Below are 14843 nucleotides of genomic sequence, written 5' to 3' on the forward strand. Positions count from 1 at the left end.
CTTCTCCTGACGTTCAGGCGGCATTCAGGCCGCAAGCGGTCGACGCCATCGGGACGAAGCGCGGCAACCCGGCCACACGGCCCAGCCATGCGCGTACAGCGGGATAGGGGGCGAGCGAAACATTGCCCTCTGGGGCATGCGCGAGATACGCATAGCAGGCGACATCGGCAATCGTCGGGGTGTCACCCGCGAGGAACGCTGTCGCTTGCGGCGCGCTGAGATAGGTCTCGATGTTCGAGAGCAGTGTCTTGGCCCGCTCGATCATCTCCGTTGCGTCCACAGGGCGCTGGAACAGCACCACGACGCGCGCTGCCGCCGGTCCGAACGCCAGCTCGCCTGCCGCGACCGACAGCCATCGCTGCACCTTCGCGGCGCTCAGCGCGTCGCGCGGCAGCCAGGTGCCACGGGCGTCGTAGCGGGTGGCGAGATACGTGAGGATGGCGTTCGAATCGGCGATCACTACGCCATCGTCGTCGATGGCCGGGACTTGCCCGAAGTGATTGATGGCGAGATACGCCGGCTGCTTGTGCTCGCGTGCCGCGAAGTCGATGTCGACGGTCTCGTAGGGCAGATCCAGCAGGTGCAGCATCAGTTCGACGCGATGACAGTGACCCGACAGCGCATGCCGGTACAGACGAATCGGACGAGCAGGGCGAACGAGGGACTGCGCTTGGGCTTCGGCAGGGCGAGTCATGAAATGTCTCCGGTAGTGATGGACCGCAGACGGCGCGGGGTGCCTGCGCCGTCGCACGATAGGGCCATTCTCTATCCTGCCGATTTCCGAATAAATACTCGTGAGTTGATTTGACTACTCCGATAAACGGAGTAATGATGCGCGGCATGGACAAACTTCGCGCTATGCAGACGTTCGTCGCCATCGTCGATCAGGGCAGCCTGAGCGCTGCGGCGCGCGTGCTCGATTCCTCGCTTCCGGCGGTGGTGCGCACGCTGGCGGCGCTCGAGACCTCGCTCGATGTGCGGTTGCTCAACCGCACGACCCGACGGATCGCGCTGACCGAGGAGGGGCGGACGTATCTCGATACCTGCCGCCAGATCCTCAGCGAATTGCAAGAGGCCGAAGCGCGTCTGGCGGCACGCCACGAAGCGCCGACCGGCACGCTGGTGGTCACGGCGCCGGTGCTCTTCGGGCAACTGCATGTCGCGCCTGCGCTGTATCGCTTCCTGCGGGCCTATCCGGCTGTCAAATGCCGCTTGTTACTCAACGACCGTGTGGTGAATCTCTGGGAAGAGGGCATCGACGTCGGCATTCGCATCTCGCCGCTGGAAGACTCGACCCTCGTCGCGCAGGGCATCGGCGCGATTCGTCGCGTGGTGGTCGCGAGTCCCGGGTGTCTGGCCGAGCAGGGCGAAGTGACGCATCCGCGCGAACTCGTCGGCAAGAACTGTATCCGCTCGCATGGCGGCGGCTACGGGCAGTGGCGCTTCTGGGAGAGTGGGCGCGAGTTCGTCGTGCCGGTCGACGGCAATCTCGAAATCAGTCACGGCTTCACGGCGGTCGAGGCATGCATCGACGGGATGGGCTACGGCTGCTTCCTTTCGTATCAGGTGGCCGGCGCGATGGCCGATGGCCGTCTGGTACGCGTACTCAAGGAGTACGAAGGGCCGGCGCGCCCTGTCAGCATTGTGTATCCGCACGCGCGGCTGCTGCCGTCACGCACGCGCGCGTTCGTGGAATGGATGAAGCGTGAGTTACGCGACGTGCCGATGGTGTAGGCGCGTGCGAGCCATGGTGAAAATGCGGGCGTCGGATAAAAGAACGCGGAAAGCGACAGCGCCGCTTCCCGCTTAAAAAGCCCGCCGACGCCAACCGGCGGGCCGCTTCGTTCTGGATAGGATCAGTCGTCGTCGCCGCGACGCCAGCCACGGTGCCAGCCGCGATCGTGACGGTCGTCCCAGCGGCGATCGCGCCAGTCGTGCCAGCGGTCGCGGCCGTAATAGACGACCGGTTGCGGCGCCTCATACACCGGACGCGGCTGGACATAAACCGGCTGCGGTGCGACGTAGACAGGCGGTGCCACAACGACCGGCGCGGGCACGCCGAGATAGACGCCCACATCAACGTGGGCCGAGGCAGCGGTCGATGCGACGGCGGCGACGGCGCCGAGGGCAGCAATGACAAGCATGCGTTTCATGGTGTCCTCCAGGGGGCGCTTGCAGGTGGACGCAAAAGGCGAAGATGCTGCGCGCGCGTAGGCAATGTAGCCAGTGAGTCGGATCGATTCGCGAAGGCGGGTGATGCAAAAGGGGAGAAGCCAGTCGTCGAATCGTTGAAACCAGTGTATCGACGAGGTCGCGTAGCAGGTGCTACGAGTTTGTCTGGGATGTGTCGTTTTGTAACGCGGGTGGACGGGCTTCGTTTGCGCATCGACCCGGTGAATCGACGAGGGAGAGCCGGCGGAGGTGACGAGAAAAATCGATCGCCGAAAAAACAAAAGGCGTCACGCGAAAACGCGCAACGCCTTGTGCTTTGATTCGTTGGTAGGCTCGATTGGACTCGAACCAACGACCCCCACCATGTCAAGGTGGTGCTCTAACCAGCTGAGCTACGAGCCTAGAAAGACCGCGAGTATAGGGTCAATTTTCGAAGCTGGCAAGCGTTTTGCACGAATTCCGCACGAAATATCCGAAAAAAGTTTCCGACGTGCTCATTCGCCGCGCTTCGCGGTCCCGCGTTTCGGCTTGATTCGCACCCAGAGTCCCTTGTTGCCGCCACTTCCCGCGCGCTGTTCGACATCGAAGAGGCCGATGGTCGTCACGAGGTCGCTCAGTTTTCCGAAGCCGTAATTGCGTGCGTCGAAGTCGGGCGCCTGCTTGGCGATGTGACTGCCGATAGGGCCCAGACTGGCCCAGCCGTCTTCGTCGGATACACCGGTCACGGCATTGCGCAGCAGTCGCACGAGCCGGGTGTCGCGCTTGAGGTCCGACGCCGTGCGACGTTTGCGCGGCGCGGGCGCTTCGTCTCCATCGGGCTCATCGTCCTGGCGCAGCAATTCCGTGTAGATGAACTTGTCGCAGGCGGTCACGAACGGCTGCGGCGTCTTGCGCTCGCCGAAGCCGTACACGATCAGCCCTTGCTCGCGAATGCGCGACGCGAGGCGCGTGAAATCGCTATCGCTGGAGACGAGACAGAAGCCGTCGAAGCGCCCGGTGTAGAGCAGATCCATCGCGTCGATGATCATGGCGCTGTCGGTGGCGTTCTTGCCGACGGTGTAACGGAACTGCTGAATCGGCTGGATCGAGTATTCGAGCAGGCACTTCTTCCAGCCGTCGAGATTCGGCTTCGTCCAGTCGCCGTAGATGCGTTTCACACTCGCCACGCCGTACTTGGCCACTTCGGTCAGCAGACCTTCGACGATAGCGGGCGCGGCATTGTCGGCATCGATGAGCACGACGAGCGTGGGGCCCTGGGCGGTGACGGGGGTGGTAACGGGCATGGCAGTTTCCTTGATGGCGAGGACGTTCCGCATTATGGCCCGGAAGTGTGTCCGCCATGCCTTGAAACGGATCAGTGGGCGACGCGACGGTGTCCCAACGGTGCGAACCACAACACCACAATGCCGACGAGCAGGCTCGCCGCCGCAAACATCAGGCCCGACGTGAACGAGTGCGTCCAGTCCTTGAGCACGCCCACGACAATCGGACTCAGCGCCGAGCCGAGATTGCCGACGGCGTTGATGACGGCGAGTCCAAGCGCGCGCGTGTGTGGCGCGAGACTCCGATCGGGCACCGTCCAGAAAATCGCCATCGCGGTGTAGGCCCCGGTCGAAGCCATTGCGACGCCCGCCAGACGCAACGACGGATCCGGCGCGAAACAGGTGACGACCCAGCCGGCGGCAGAGAAAAGCATCGGCAGCACCAGATGCCAGCGACGTTCCTGCAAGCGGTCGGACCGGCGTCCCCACCAGATCATGCCGGCAATCGTGCATACCGACGGGATGGCCGCGAGCAGGCCGATGGTCACATTGCTGCTGGTGGTGCCAAAGCTCTTCACGATCTGCGGAATCCACAGAGAGGCGAGCGAGAGTGTGTTGACGAGGCAGAAGTACCCGAGCGCGAATTTCGCCACGCTCGGCGTCAGGATCGCGCGCCACGCGCTATCGGTTTTGCCCGATGGCAGGCCAGCCCTGGCCACTTGTTGTGCGATGGCAGCGGCACGGTCGCGGGCGATCATCGCGTCGAGCGTCTGCCTCTCGGCGGCGCTTAGCCAGCGCGCGTCGGCGGGCTTGTCGTCGAGATACCACCAGGTGACGACACCCAGCAGCACCGTCGGCAATCCTTCGAGCACGAACAGCCATTGCCAGCCGGCGAGACCGGCGACTCCGTCCAGACGCAGCAGAAAACCCGAAGCGGCGGCGCCGATGGCGGACGTCACCGGCATCGCGATCATGAACCAGGCGTTGGCACGCGCGCGGGCGGCCGACGGGAACCAGTCGCCCATGTACAGCAGCATGCCGGGCAGGAAACCCGCTTCCGTAATGCCGACGATGGCGCGAATCAGATAGAGACTCGTCGCGTCGTGCGCGAACATCGTGGCGCTCGAGGCGAGCCCCCATGCGATCAGAATCGCGCCGATCCAGCGGCGCGCGCCGAACTTCACGAGCATCAGATTGCTCGGCACGCCACACAGCACATACGTCAGATAGAACACGGTCGAGGCCATGCCGAACATCGTGCTCGTGAGCCCGAGATCCTGACTCATCGTCAGTGCAGCAAAGCCGACGTTGATGCGATCGAGGAACGAAAACAGGAACAGGACGAACAGGAAGCCGAGCAAGCGCCGGGATATCTTGCGCACGACGGCGCGCTCCATTGCGTCGTTCTGTGCTGTCGGTTGCCCGTGTGTGCCGTCAAAAGCAGTGGCTGCGGTGGCGTGAGATGCCGATGCGGCAATGCCGCCGGCAAGTCTGGCGGCAGGTGTGATACGACTCATGATGGGTGTCTTCTCCAACGCTCCCCGCCTTGGTCTGGGTGTGGCGGTGTGATGTGAACGGGTTCGCCGTCGAGGGCGGACACCGATGGGGCAATCAGGGGCAAGCACCGGCAAGCACAGGCAATACCGAACGCTTGCCCGGTCAGTGCGCTTGTGCGACAGCGTTCTGTGCGCTGTTCGCGGCGCGTCCGATGAGATCGATTACACGCTGCGGGTCGCGGATCTCATGGGCCAGCAGCAGAGCCACTTTGGCGAGAAACAACTCGCGCTTGTCTTCCGGCGCGGCGTCGATAGCCAGTGCGAGGGCGTCGTAGATCTCCTCGAGTCCGGCGATGGCAATTTGTGCGGTGGTCATGATGGGCTTCCTTGTGTGACGCGACGACTCACGCGCGGGCCGTGGCCTGCGCGAGCGCGCGAGCCAGACGTGCGGCGTCGATCTGCTGCCAACGGGCGCAGACATGGTGATCGGGGCGCACGAGATATGCCGTGCCGTTGGCGGCACCGTATTTCATCGCGGCGTGCCCGGTCGGATCGGGCAGCGTGATATCCGCGCCCGGGACAGTGCGTTGCGACGGGGCAAACGCGATGACCTTCACCGGCACACCGCTTTCGCGCCACGTCACGATTTCGTGACGCAAGCCCTCGTCGAGCGGTGCGTCGCCAAACGTCACCAGATGAAATGCCGCGCCGAGGTGATCGTAGAGATAGTCGTTCTCGCCCAGCTTCACATTCGCCGCCGGCGCACCGACCGTCGGGCCGGCCGTCATGCGGGCGTTATCGTCGTCGGGGCAGTTCAGTGGCGAGTCGCGATAGTCGTGTGCGCGCGACGTGCGCCAGTGAAACAGCGGCCGCACGAATTCGTGGTCGAGCGAGAGATCCAGCACGGCGTCGCGCAATACCCGAAAGCCATGCGATGGCGGCGTCATGAAACGTGTGCTCTTGCCGGCTTCCGCGATGATTTCCCGGGCCGCGCCCACACGGTCGTGCGTGTACGACGCGAGCAGTGGCGCAGGCGCCGCTCCCTTCGCGACGGCCGCCAGCTTCCACGACAGGTCGATGGCGTCCTGAAAGCCCGTGTTGGCGCCGCGCACGCCGAAGATCGGCAACAGATGCGCGGCGTCCCCCGCGAAGAGCACGCGGCCCTGCACGTAGTCGGGCAACGTCAGCGCGCGCGCCGAATATACCGAACACCAATCGAGTTCCCACGGCTTGCCGCCCAGCCCCATCATCTCGAGCTGCGCGTTGATGCATTCGCGAATCGTCTCGGGTTGCAGCGCATGTTCGGAGGTCTCCGACGCAGGCAATTGATAGTCCACGCGCCAGATGCCGTCAGGCTCGCGATGCATGAGCACCGTGTTTCCCGGATTCCAGTCGGGCGCGAAATACGCGAGCCGCTCGGTCGGCAGATCGAGATCGATGCGAATGTCGGCGATGACGAAACGGCCCTCGTAGCTCGCGCCTTCGAAGCGCAGGCCCAGCGCGGTACGCACGGTCGAGCGCGCGCCGTCGGCGGCGACGAGCCACTGCGTGCGTTGTGTGTACTCGCCATCGGGCGTGTCGATTTGCAGGGTGACACCGTGTGCATCCTGCGTGAGTCCAGTGAGCTTGTTGCCCCAGCGCATCTCGATGCGCGGCTCACGCTCGATAGCCTCGACCAGATAGCTCTCGAGCACGTTCTGTTGCAGGTTGATGAGCGGTGCGAAGCGGTCGTCCTCGTCCACGGGGGATTCCATGCGGAACACGCGCTGGCCGCGATAGTACGAATTGCCGCTGGTCCACGGCAGGCCCTTGGCGACCACGGCGTCTGCCACGCCCACGGCTTGCAGAATTTCCTGCGAGCGGCGCGTGAAGACGATGGCGCGGCTGCCCTCCGAGACTTGCTGTTCGGCTTGCAGCACGACGCAGCGCACACCGTGGCGCGCCAGCGCGAGCGCCGTGACCAGGCCGATGGGGCCGCCGCCGACGACGGTGACGGGGACTTCCGACGTGTCGCCCTGCGGCGCGAAGTGGGGATGAACGCGGTACGCGTGATAAAGCGACGCGCGCGGGGTGGTCTCTGGTCGATGCATGATGCGGCACCCTATAAGCCGCTCGGCGCATGTGCAGGCAGTCTCGTGTCAGCGGAGGGACCCCTGGTCGCACATCGCGCGAATGACGAAAAACGTCATCGAGCATTTAGTTGCTAACACAACAATTCTAGTGTGCTAAGGTTGCGTTCGCAACCAAATATCGACCCATTTCGTCTAGGGGAAAACACTGAAATGCGGCCTGTTCACCCATCGCTCGACCAGTTCCTGACGTACAAGATGCACCGCCTGATGAAGCAGCACGACAAGCGCATCGCGCAGTCGTATGCGGACGCGGCGCAATTGAGTCTGGCCGAGTCGCGCGTGCTTGCCGCCGTGGGTACGGCGGGGGCGTTGTCGAACTCGGAGTTGGCGCGCCGGGCGAATCTCGATAAGAGTCAGGCGAGCCGCGGGGCGGACGGACTGGTCTCGCGCGGGTTGGTCCGTCGCGGCCCGGACGAGCACGACGGCCGTGCGGTGAAGGTGTCGCTCACCCCGGAAGGCGAGCGTGTGTGGCGCGTGGTGATAGACGCCGCGCGCGCGCATTACGAACGGTTGTTCGACGCGCTGACGGACGACGAAATGCGTGTGTACGAGCGTTTGCTCGACAAGCTGCTGGTGCGCTCCGACGAACTCGACTCCCAGGCGTGACGCGCGCCGCAGGCATTGCGCGGTAGCAAAAGGCAAGGGCACCCGAAGGTGCCCTTTTCCTTAGGCGCGCGACGGGGACGATGTCCGCCGCATGCGCATTTTCATGCTCAGGCGAACGTCAGCGTCTTCGTCAGATCGCCCGGCGGCATGGCACCGCGTGCGGCGAAGGCGGCGTTGCGATGGGCGAGGCCTTCGAGCGTCGGCAGGTCGTACAGACGGGTGACCAAGCGCAGCACCGACGTGGTGTCGTAAAACGTGTGATCGACATTGCCGCGTTTGGCGAACGGCGAGACCACGAGCGCCGGAACGCGCGAGCCGGGACCCCAGCGATCGCCCTTCGGCGGGGCCACGTGATCCCACCAGCCGCCGTTTTCGTCATACGTGATCACGACCATCATGTTCTGCCACTGCGGCGACTTCATCAGGTGCGCGAGCACGTTCGACACGTGCTGGTCGCCCGACTCCACATCCGAATAACCGGCGTGCTGATTCAGATTGCCTTGCGGCTTGTAGAACGTGACGGCGGGCAGCTTGCCGGCGATGGCGTCGGCGAGGAATTTGTTCGCGATCGGGCTGTCGCCCTCGCCACCGTCGCGCAGGTGCGCCTCACGTGCGGCCGTGCCCGGCGCGAACTGCGCGAAGTAGTTGAACGGCTGATGGTGATACTGGAAGTTCGGCCGGTCCGCGCCGCCTTTGTGATCGAGCGCCGATTGCCACGCGCCCGCATACCAGGCCCACGACACGCCTTTCGCCGAGAGCAGATCGCCGATGGTGGCGAACGTCTGCGGTGGCAGCGTCGCAGGGTTCGACGGATCGGCCATACGTTTGTCGCCCGCTGCCGCCGGCTTGATCGGCGACGGCTGATACGGCGGCATCATGGTGTTGACCGCGAAATCATCGGGTGTGATGGCGCCGTCGCGCACGAATTTCGGCTTACCGTCGGCGGCCGACGCGGGCGAGTCCGGGGCCACCGCCAGACGCACGCCCTGCGGCCCATCGGCCAGCACGGCGATCTTGTCTTTCGCAGGGCTTTGCGCTGCGTTCGGATAGACCGGCGGGCGGCCCGAAATCAGGAACTGGTGATTCAGGAACGAGCCGCCGAATGCCGCCATGAAGAAGTTGTCGCACATCGTGTACTGCTGCGCGATCTTGTACATGTCGAGCGTCTTGGCGGTCTCGCCGTAGTAGCCCATCACCGTACCGCCCGAGTCGGCCCACGCGGCGAACTGGTTGTTCGCGCCGTCGTTGATCTGCATCTGGTTCTGCCAGAACAGATGCCACAGGTCGCGGGTGATGACCGATTCCGGCAGCAGCTTGCCGTCAGCGTCCTTGAGCATGAATGGGGCGTTCGGCTGACGCCCGATATCCTTCTCGGTGATGTGGTACTTCTTGCCGCCGATCATCTGTGGGCGAGGCACCAGACCGTCGAAGAACGGCGGCAGCAGCGACATCGGCGTCTTGCCGTCGCGGTCGAGCTGCGTGTAGGCCGATGCGGGCACCTTCGAGAGCGGCTTCTCCACGCCGGGGAAATCGGCGAACAGATTGTTGAAGCTGCGGTTCTCGAGATAGATCACGACCACCGTCTTGATGTTGGCCTTGAGCTGCGCGTCGAACGTGCCGCCTGCGGGCACGACTGTCGGGGTGCCCGCACCGCCTTCGGCGGCGCAGCCAGTCAGAGCTGTAGTGGCGCCTGCTGCACCGGCGGCGCCGATGGCGGCCAGCCCCTGAAGCAGACGGCGACGCGACGGGTCCGACGGATTGTCGTCGTGCGAGAGGTCGGCATCCAGAGCGGGATCGTGGGGGTGGGGCGTGGCGTCGTTCGTCATGATGTCCTTGATTGACGTATCGGGCAGTGGCGTTCGGCTAGATGCGCGCGGGGGACGTGGGCCGTGGCCACCGGTCGGCGGCAGCAGGCGCCGACACACGGAAACGGCATTGACGGCTTTCCCGCGCGGGCGAGGCAGACGACGTTTTTACGCGGGGATTGTGACAATTCGGTGACGCCGCGATGGCGTCACGACAGACGAAACGCTGGGGAGGCTTCAGGCAGAGGGCGTGGCTTGACGTCCTGCGTAGCCGGTGTCCTCGAAGAGTCCGGTACGGAACTGTTCGACCAGATCGTCGAGCAGCGCGCGCAGGGCGCTGGGCATCTGCTTGCGCGACATGTACACGCCGTAGACCGTCATCTCGCGCGGCACGTAGTCGGGCAGCAGGGCACGTAGCGTGCCGTCGCGCAGATGCGGCAGTGCCGAATACACCGGCTGCATGGAGATGCCCGCACCCGCCAGCGTGGCGGCGAAGACCACGTTCACTTCATTGGCCGACAGATTGCCGCCGACGGGTACGCCGAGCGGCGTGCCGTGATGGGTGAATTGCCAGAGGCTCTTGCCGAAATAGGTGTACGTCAGACAGTTGTGCAGCGCGAGGTCTTCGGCACGCTCCGGTGTGCCATGACGCTGGAGATACGCCGGTGAGGCGCAGACCACGGAGTGGCAAGTGGCAAGACGGCGGGCAATCAGGCCGGGCGACGGTTCGGAAGTCACGCGAATCGCCAGATCGATGCGCTCGTCCACCAGATCGACGGCGCGGTCCGCCACGACGAGATCGATGGCTACGCCGGGATGCCGGGCGATGAAACGCGTGACGGCCGCCGCCAGAAACGCCTGACCGAGCGAGGTGCTGCACGCCACGCGCAGCAGGCCGCGCGGCGCGCTGTCGGCGTTCGAGGTGCAGGCAAGATCGTCGGCGATGCCGAGCATTTCGCGGCAACGCGGCAGCGCGTCGTTGCCGGCGTCGGTCAGGCTCACGGCGCGCGTCGTCCGGTGCAGCAGGCGCGTGCCGAGCCACGCCTCGAGTTCCGCCAGATACCGCGAGACCATCGCCCGCGACATGTCCAGCCGTTGCGCTGCCGCCGTGAGCGAGCCGCGATCGGCCACCTCGGTAAAGACACGCATTGCCGTCAGACGGTCCATGATTTGCTCGATCTGTGCAACAAAGTGATCGCCATTATGGGCTTTTTTTGAGCGATTGGCGCGACTACGATGGCATTCATGAGACGCCGTCGAGCGACGGCGCTGCACGACACAGGACAGACCGAAATGACTCAGGCAACTTTGCATTACATCGCCGATCCGCTGTGCGGATGGTGTTATGCCGCCGCGCCGCTGGTGCGTGCGGCGCGCGATGTGGCGGGCCTCGACGTGGCGTTTCACGGGGGCGGCATGATGGCCGGTCCGAACGCCCAACCCGTCACGCCACAGCTTCGCAATTACGTCATGCCGCACGACCATCGCATTGCGTCGTTGACCGGCCAGCCGTTCGGCGACGCCTATTTCGACGGCTTGCTGCGCGACGGCACTGCCGTGTTCGACTCTGCGCCGCCCACTGCCGCCGTGCTGGCGGCCGAAGCATTGGCTGGCCGCGGCCTCGACATGTTCGCCGCGTTACAGCGCGCGCATTACGTCGACGGTCGACGCATTGCCGATCGCGACGTGCTCGTCGGTATCGCCGCGGATCTGGGGCTGGATCGCAACGCCTTCGCCAGTGCCTTCGACGCGCAGGATGCCGCTGCGCTCATGCAGCATTTCCGCGACAGTCGCGCGTGGTTGACCCGCGTGGGTGGCAGCGGCTTTCCGACGTTTGCGCTGGATATCGGCGGCAAGATCGAGCGGCTGGAACCGGGCCGCTATCTAGGACAACCCGATGCGTGGCGCGATGCGCTGCGCGAGCGTTTGCTGGCCGCACAGGTGTCGTCTGCCGATGGCGATGGCAGCGCGTTGCCGCAATGCGGTCCCGACGGCTGCGCGCTCTGAGCGCTCGCGCTTTACCTGCTCACCCGTGAACCCCGAATTCCCCCTCACTCCCAGGAGATTCCTGATGAAAGTCGCCTTGATTGGTATCACCGGCCGCGTGGGAACGCGCGTTGCCGCCGAGTTGCTGCAACGTGGTCACACCGTCACGGGCATCGCCCGTAATCCCGAGCGCGTCGAAGCCGAGGCGGGCCTCACCGTCGTCAAGGGGGATGCCGCCGATCCGGCGTCGCTCGCGCCGCTGCTCGCCGGTCACGATGCCGTGATCAGCGCCGGTCGTTTTGTCTCGATGGATGCGGCCAAGCTCATCGACGCCGTGAAGCGCGCAAAGGTGCCGCGTCTGCTCGTGGTGGGCGGTGCCGGCAGTCTGGAGATTGCGCCGGGCAAGGCATTGATCGACACGCCGGAGTTTCCGCAAGCGTACAAGCCGGAAGCCAGCGCCGGTCGCGTGTTTCTGGAAGTGTTGCGCGCCGAGCCGAAAGACTCACCGCTGAACTGGACGTTCCTGTCGCCGTCGGCGTTGTTCGAACCGGGAGAGCGCACGGGCAAGTTCCGTGTGGGGGGCGATGGCCTGCTGGTCGATGCCAACGGCAAGAGCTGGATTTCGATGGAGGACTACGCCATCGCGCTTGTCGACGAGCTCGAAAAGAACCAGCATCCGCGCGCACGTTTCACGGTCGGCTATTGAGCGTGGTGTGACGGCGGCGCGCGTGAGTCGTCGTTCGTTGTTCGAGACAGCGATCAGCGCGCCTGCCGGAACGTGAGGTTGTAACGCACGGCTTGCGCGTCGAAGCTGCCTTCGACGCTGGCAATGCCGTGATAGGCGAGTCGCGACGGCCCGCCCCATACCACGACGTCGCCCGGCGCAAGCCGCACGCGACGTGTGCGATCGCTGCGCTGGAGGCCGCCCCACAGAAAAATCGCGGGCAGGCCGAGCGAGACCGACACGATGGGCGCCCCCAGTTCGCGCTCGTCGCGATCCTGATGCAGCGTGAGCCGTGCATCCAGCGCATAGCGATTGATGAGGCAGGCGTCGGGCCGGAAGTCCCGATAGCCGGCCGCCTCGGCGGCGTGCTGCGCGAGCACTTCGAACGAGGCCGGCATCGACGGCCACGGTTGCCGCGAGAGCGGATCGTGCGCGCCGTAGCGATATCCCATCCGGTCGCTGATCCATCCCACTTCCCCGCAATTCGTCATGGCGACCGACATGCGCTTGCCCCCCGGCGTCAGCCAGTGACGCAACGGTGCCTGCGCAATCACCGCGTCGATATCCGCTTGCAGGGTCGTCAGTTGCGGCTGCGCAAACCCCCGCAACACGAAAGCGCCCGGGCCGAGTTCGTCCGTCTGGGGGCTGTCGTGGCGGGCATCGTCGTTGCCGAAGAGGTCGAGTGTCATGTGGCGTCGTGCAGGATTACGCCGAGCGTATGCCGATGGCCGCTGCGCACACGGCTCACACCGTGACGCATGTTGACGCGATATACCCCGCGTGTGCCGTTCACCGGGCGGTGATGCACGGGGAACACCACGGCGTCGCCGCGCGTGAGCGGCACCACTTCGGCACGCGACTGCATGCGCGGACGCTGCTCGGTGAGTACGAATTCGCCGCCTGTGAAGTCCTTACCGGGCTGCGACAACAGAATGGCCACCTGTAACGGGAAGACGTGTTCCCCGTAAAGGTCTTGATGCAGACAATTGTAGTCGCCGGCTTCGTAGCGCAGCAGTAGCGGCGTTGGGCGGCGCTGGCCCGCGTCGTGGCACTGCGCGAGGTAGGCGCGGTGCGTGGGCGGATAGCGAGCGTCGATGCCCATCGCTGCGTGCCAGCGATGCGCGATTTCGCGCAACGGTGCGTAGAACGCTTCGCGCAGTTCGGCAACGAGCGAAGGCAGCGGATAGGCGAAGTACTGATATTCCCCCTGACCGAAACCATGACGCGCCATCACGACGCGGCTGCGAAAGCGAGGCGATGTTGGTGTCGCGCTCGTTTTGCCGTTCGTCTCGCCGTACATCTCGCAGAGGTCGGTGCATTCGCCATCGTTCAGCAGACGGGGAATGTGTGCTGCACCGAAGCGATTGAGTTCGTCTTCCAGTGCAGCCCAGTCGAGCGAGTGGATGACTGAGGTGCCTGCGCTCACCGCTTCACCTTGTTCACTTTGTCCGACGCGTCGCCCCGCTCTGCACGCTCGTGAGCGAGTAGCGCGCGCTTGCGCTCGACGCCCCAGCGATAGCCCGACAGCGCGCCGTCGTTGCGCACGATCCGGTGACACGGAATCGCCACAGCCAGTTTGTTCGACGCGCAGGCTTGCGCCACGGCACGCACGGCGCGGGGGGATCCGATGCGCTCGGCGATCTGTGCGTAACTGGCCGTCTCCCCTGCGGGCACTTCCCGCAACGCCTGCCAGACGCGCTGCTGGAACGCCGTGCCGCGCACATCGAGCGGCAACGACAGACCGATGCGCGGCGACTCCACGAATCCCACGACTTGTGCGACCCAACGTTCGAACTCGCTGTCTGCGCCGACCAGTTCCGCCTTTGGGAAGCGATCCTGCAAGTCCTTCACGAGCGTCTCCGGGTCGTCGCCCAACGAGATGTCGCAAAGGCCGCGCGAGGTCGCTGCCACCAGTAGCGCGCCAAGCGAGCATTGCGCCACCGCGAAGCGAATCGATTCGGCTTTGCCGCCTGCGCGGAACGCGGCCGGTTTCATACCGAGGAGTGCATCGGCATTTGCATAAAAGCGGCCATTGGAGTTGAAGCCTGCGTCGTAGAACGCCGACGTGACGCTCTCGGCGGCGGGCAGTGCGTCACGCACACGTTCGGCGCGACGGGCGTTCGCGTAGGCGCGAGGCGTCACGCCTGTCACCGAGCGAAAGAGTCGATGGAAATAGTGAGGGCTCAGGCCGGCCTCGGCAGCGAGCGCTTCCAGACGCGGCGGCGTCTCGGCCGTTTCGATACGCCGGCATGCGGCGGTCACGAGCGCGGCGTGACGCGCGTCGAGTGCGCCCTGATCCGGCTTGCAGCGTTTGCACGGACGAAAGCCGGCGCGCTCGGCGGCGGCCATGTCCGTATGAAACGCCACGTTTTCACGGCGCGCCAACCGGGCGCCGCACGACGGGCGGCAATACACGCCGGTCGTGCGCACGGAGTAGAAGAATTCGCCATCCGCCTGTTTGTCGCGGGCGACAACGGCCGCCCACTTCGCGTTGTCGGTCGCGTAGCGCGTCGCGTTTGGGGCAGACGCGGTTCGGGGCTGCGCATCGCGCGGATCGGAGCGAAGGGGACGTTTGGCGGTCATTGGGTCGGTACGCATCACGATGGTCTCCGGATGACTGAAGTCTGGCCTTCAGTGTAGGGAGCAGGTCGCGATGCTGC

The 14843-nt window shown here is 65.1% G+C and carries 14 protein-coding genes, 1 tRNA gene and 1 pseudogene; 4 read left to right on the forward strand and 12 right to left on the reverse strand.

Annotated features, from left to right (window positions below):
* Window positions 1–13 precede the first annotated feature (13 nt).
* On the reverse strand, window positions 14–694 hold the full coding sequence (locus tag PI93_RS01640) for a glutathione S-transferase family protein (RefSeq protein ID WP_052240669.1): 681 nt from the start codon (window positions 692–694) through the stop codon (window positions 14–16).
* A gap of 146 nt (window positions 695–840) precedes the next feature.
* Here PI93_RS01640 and PI93_RS01645 point away from each other — a divergent pair, with 146 nt between their 5' ends.
* Window positions 841–1734, forward strand: coding sequence for a LysR family transcriptional regulator (locus tag PI93_RS01645; RefSeq protein WP_039370763.1), 894 nt, complete (start codon window positions 841–843; stop codon window positions 1732–1734).
* Between the two features lie 122 nt (window positions 1735–1856).
* Here PI93_RS01645 and PI93_RS01650 read toward each other — a convergent pair whose 3' ends face one another.
* The 6 genes and pseudogenes from PI93_RS01650 to PI93_RS01675 all read right to left on the reverse strand — a co-directional run bounded on the left by PI93_RS01650 (window position 1857) and on the right by PI93_RS01675 (window position 7020).
* Entirely contained in the window at window positions 1857–2153 is a 297-nt protein-coding gene (locus PI93_RS01650; protein ID WP_039370579.1) for a hypothetical protein, read from the reverse strand.
* Window positions 2154–2497: 344 nt separating this feature from the next.
* Window positions 2498–2574, reverse strand: a tRNA-Val gene (locus PI93_RS01655).
* 95 nt (window positions 2575–2669) lie between these two features.
* Window positions 2670–3455 (reverse strand): annotated as a pseudogene (locus PI93_RS01660) (NYN domain-containing protein); the annotation flags it as partial.
* A gap of 71 nt (window positions 3456–3526) precedes the next feature.
* A complete protein-coding gene (locus tag PI93_RS01665; protein ID WP_201278421.1) occupies window positions 3527–4951 on the reverse strand; it encodes an MFS transporter in 1425 nt (474 codons plus the stop codon).
* Between the two features lie 142 nt (window positions 4952–5093).
* Complete coding sequence (locus tag PI93_RS01670) at window positions 5094–5306, reverse strand: hypothetical protein (protein WP_039370585.1); 213 nt, start codon at window positions 5304–5306, stop codon at window positions 5094–5096.
* Between the two features lie 28 nt (window positions 5307–5334).
* Window positions 5335–7020, reverse strand: a complete 1686-nt coding sequence (locus tag PI93_RS01675) for an FAD-dependent monooxygenase (protein WP_039370588.1) — start codon at window positions 7018–7020, stop codon at window positions 5335–5337.
* A 192-nt stretch (window positions 7021–7212) separates the two neighbouring features.
* Here PI93_RS01675 and PI93_RS01680 point away from each other — a divergent pair, with 192 nt between their 5' ends.
* The gene (locus tag PI93_RS01680; RefSeq protein WP_039370592.1) at window positions 7213–7668 is read left to right on the forward strand and encodes a MarR family winged helix-turn-helix transcriptional regulator; all 456 of its coding nucleotides are present in this window, start codon (window positions 7213–7215) and stop codon (window positions 7666–7668) included.
* A 107-nt stretch (window positions 7669–7775) separates the two neighbouring features.
* On the opposite strand, the gene PI93_RS01685 is transcribed toward PI93_RS01680, so the two are convergent.
* Both PI93_RS01685 and PI93_RS01690 read right to left on the reverse strand, forming a co-directional pair.
* The gene (locus tag PI93_RS01685; RefSeq protein ID WP_080759192.1) at window positions 7776–9494 is read right to left on the reverse strand and encodes an acid phosphatase; all 1719 of its coding nucleotides are present in this window, start codon (window positions 9492–9494) and stop codon (window positions 7776–7778) included.
* A 216-nt stretch (window positions 9495–9710) separates the two neighbouring features.
* Window positions 9711–10640, reverse strand: coding sequence for a LysR family transcriptional regulator (locus PI93_RS01690; protein WP_039370595.1), 930 nt, complete (start codon window positions 10638–10640; stop codon window positions 9711–9713).
* A 126-nt stretch (window positions 10641–10766) separates the two neighbouring features.
* Between PI93_RS01690 and PI93_RS01695 the strand changes: the two genes are divergently transcribed.
* Together PI93_RS01695 and PI93_RS01700 are read left to right on the forward strand one after the other, a co-directional pair.
* The gene (locus PI93_RS01695; protein ID WP_039370597.1) at window positions 10767–11480 is read left to right on the forward strand and encodes a DsbA family protein; all 714 of its coding nucleotides are present in this window, start codon (window positions 10767–10769) and stop codon (window positions 11478–11480) included.
* A 64-nt stretch (window positions 11481–11544) separates the two neighbouring features.
* A complete protein-coding gene (locus PI93_RS01700) occupies window positions 11545–12165 on the forward strand; it encodes an NAD(P)-dependent oxidoreductase (protein ID WP_039370600.1) in 621 nt (206 codons plus the stop codon).
* Between the two features lie 53 nt (window positions 12166–12218).
* Here the strand turns inward: PI93_RS01700 and alkB are convergent, their stop codons facing one another.
* The 3 genes from alkB to ada are packed head-to-tail and all read right to left on the reverse strand — an operon-like array spanning window position 12219 to window position 14781.
* Window positions 12219–12872 (reverse strand): DNA oxidative demethylase AlkB, encoded by a 654-nt coding sequence (gene alkB, locus PI93_RS01705; protein ID WP_039370602.1) that lies wholly within the window; start codon window positions 12870–12872, stop codon window positions 12219–12221.
* Window positions 12869–13609: a 2OG-Fe(II) oxygenase gene (locus tag PI93_RS01710; protein ID WP_039370605.1), complete on the reverse strand. Its 741-nt coding sequence runs from the start codon at window positions 13607–13609 to the stop codon at window positions 12869–12871. The genes alkB and PI93_RS01710 overlap by 4 nt, the downstream gene beginning before the upstream one ends.
* The gene (gene ada / locus PI93_RS01715; RefSeq protein WP_328803342.1) at window positions 13606–14781 is read right to left on the reverse strand and encodes a bifunctional DNA-binding transcriptional regulator/O6-methylguanine-DNA methyltransferase Ada; all 1176 of its coding nucleotides are present in this window, start codon (window positions 14779–14781) and stop codon (window positions 13606–13608) included. Before ada ends, PI93_RS01710 begins: the two co-directional genes overlap by 4 nt.
* Window positions 14782–14843 lie beyond the last annotated feature (62 nt).

The organism is Pandoraea fibrosis (assembly GCF_000807775.2).
Lineage (GTDB): Bacteria > Pseudomonadota > Gammaproteobacteria > Burkholderiales > Burkholderiaceae > Pandoraea > Pandoraea fibrosis.

Excerpts from the sequence above, each read along its gene's own strand:
- PI93_RS01665 (WP_201278421.1), bottom strand. The coding sequence starts at position 4,951 with ATGAGTCGTATCACACCTGCCGCCAGACTTGCCGGCGGCATTGCCGCA.
- alkB (WP_039370602.1), bottom strand. The coding sequence starts at position 12,872 with ATGACACTCGACCTCTTCGGCAACGACGATGCCCGCCACGACAGCCCC.
- PI93_RS01695 (WP_039370597.1), top strand. The coding sequence starts at position 10,767 with ATGACTCAGGCAACTTTGCATTACATCGCCGATCCGCTGTGCGGATGG.
- ada (WP_328803342.1), bottom strand. The coding sequence starts at position 14,781 with ATGCGTACCGACCCAATGACCGCCAAACGTCCCCTTCGCTCCGATCCG.
- PI93_RS01670 (WP_039370585.1), bottom strand. The coding sequence starts at position 5,306 with ATGACCACCGCACAAATTGCCATCGCCGGACTCGAGGAGATCTACGAC.
- PI93_RS01690 (WP_039370595.1), bottom strand. The coding sequence starts at position 10,640 with ATGGACCGTCTGACGGCAATGCGTGTCTTTACCGAGGTGGCCGATCGC.
- PI93_RS01640 (WP_052240669.1), bottom strand. The coding sequence starts at position 694 with ATGACTCGCCCTGCCGAAGCCCAAGCGCAGTCCCTCGTTCGCCCTGCT.
- PI93_RS01645 (WP_039370763.1), top strand. The coding sequence starts at position 841 with ATGGACAAACTTCGCGCTATGCAGACGTTCGTCGCCATCGTCGATCAG.
- PI93_RS01685 (WP_080759192.1), bottom strand. The coding sequence starts at position 9,494 with ATGACGAACGACGCCACGCCCCACCCCCACGATCCCGCTCTGGATGCC.
- PI93_RS01700 (WP_039370600.1), top strand. The coding sequence starts at position 11,545 with ATGAAAGTCGCCTTGATTGGTATCACCGGCCGCGTGGGAACGCGCGTT.
- PI93_RS01650 (WP_039370579.1), bottom strand. The coding sequence starts at position 2,153 with ATGAAACGCATGCTTGTCATTGCTGCCCTCGGCGCCGTCGCCGCCGTC.
- PI93_RS01680 (WP_039370592.1), top strand. The coding sequence starts at position 7,213 with ATGCGGCCTGTTCACCCATCGCTCGACCAGTTCCTGACGTACAAGATG.
- PI93_RS01675 (WP_039370588.1), bottom strand. The coding sequence starts at position 7,020 with ATGCATCGACCAGAGACCACCCCGCGCGCGTCGCTTTATCACGCGTAC.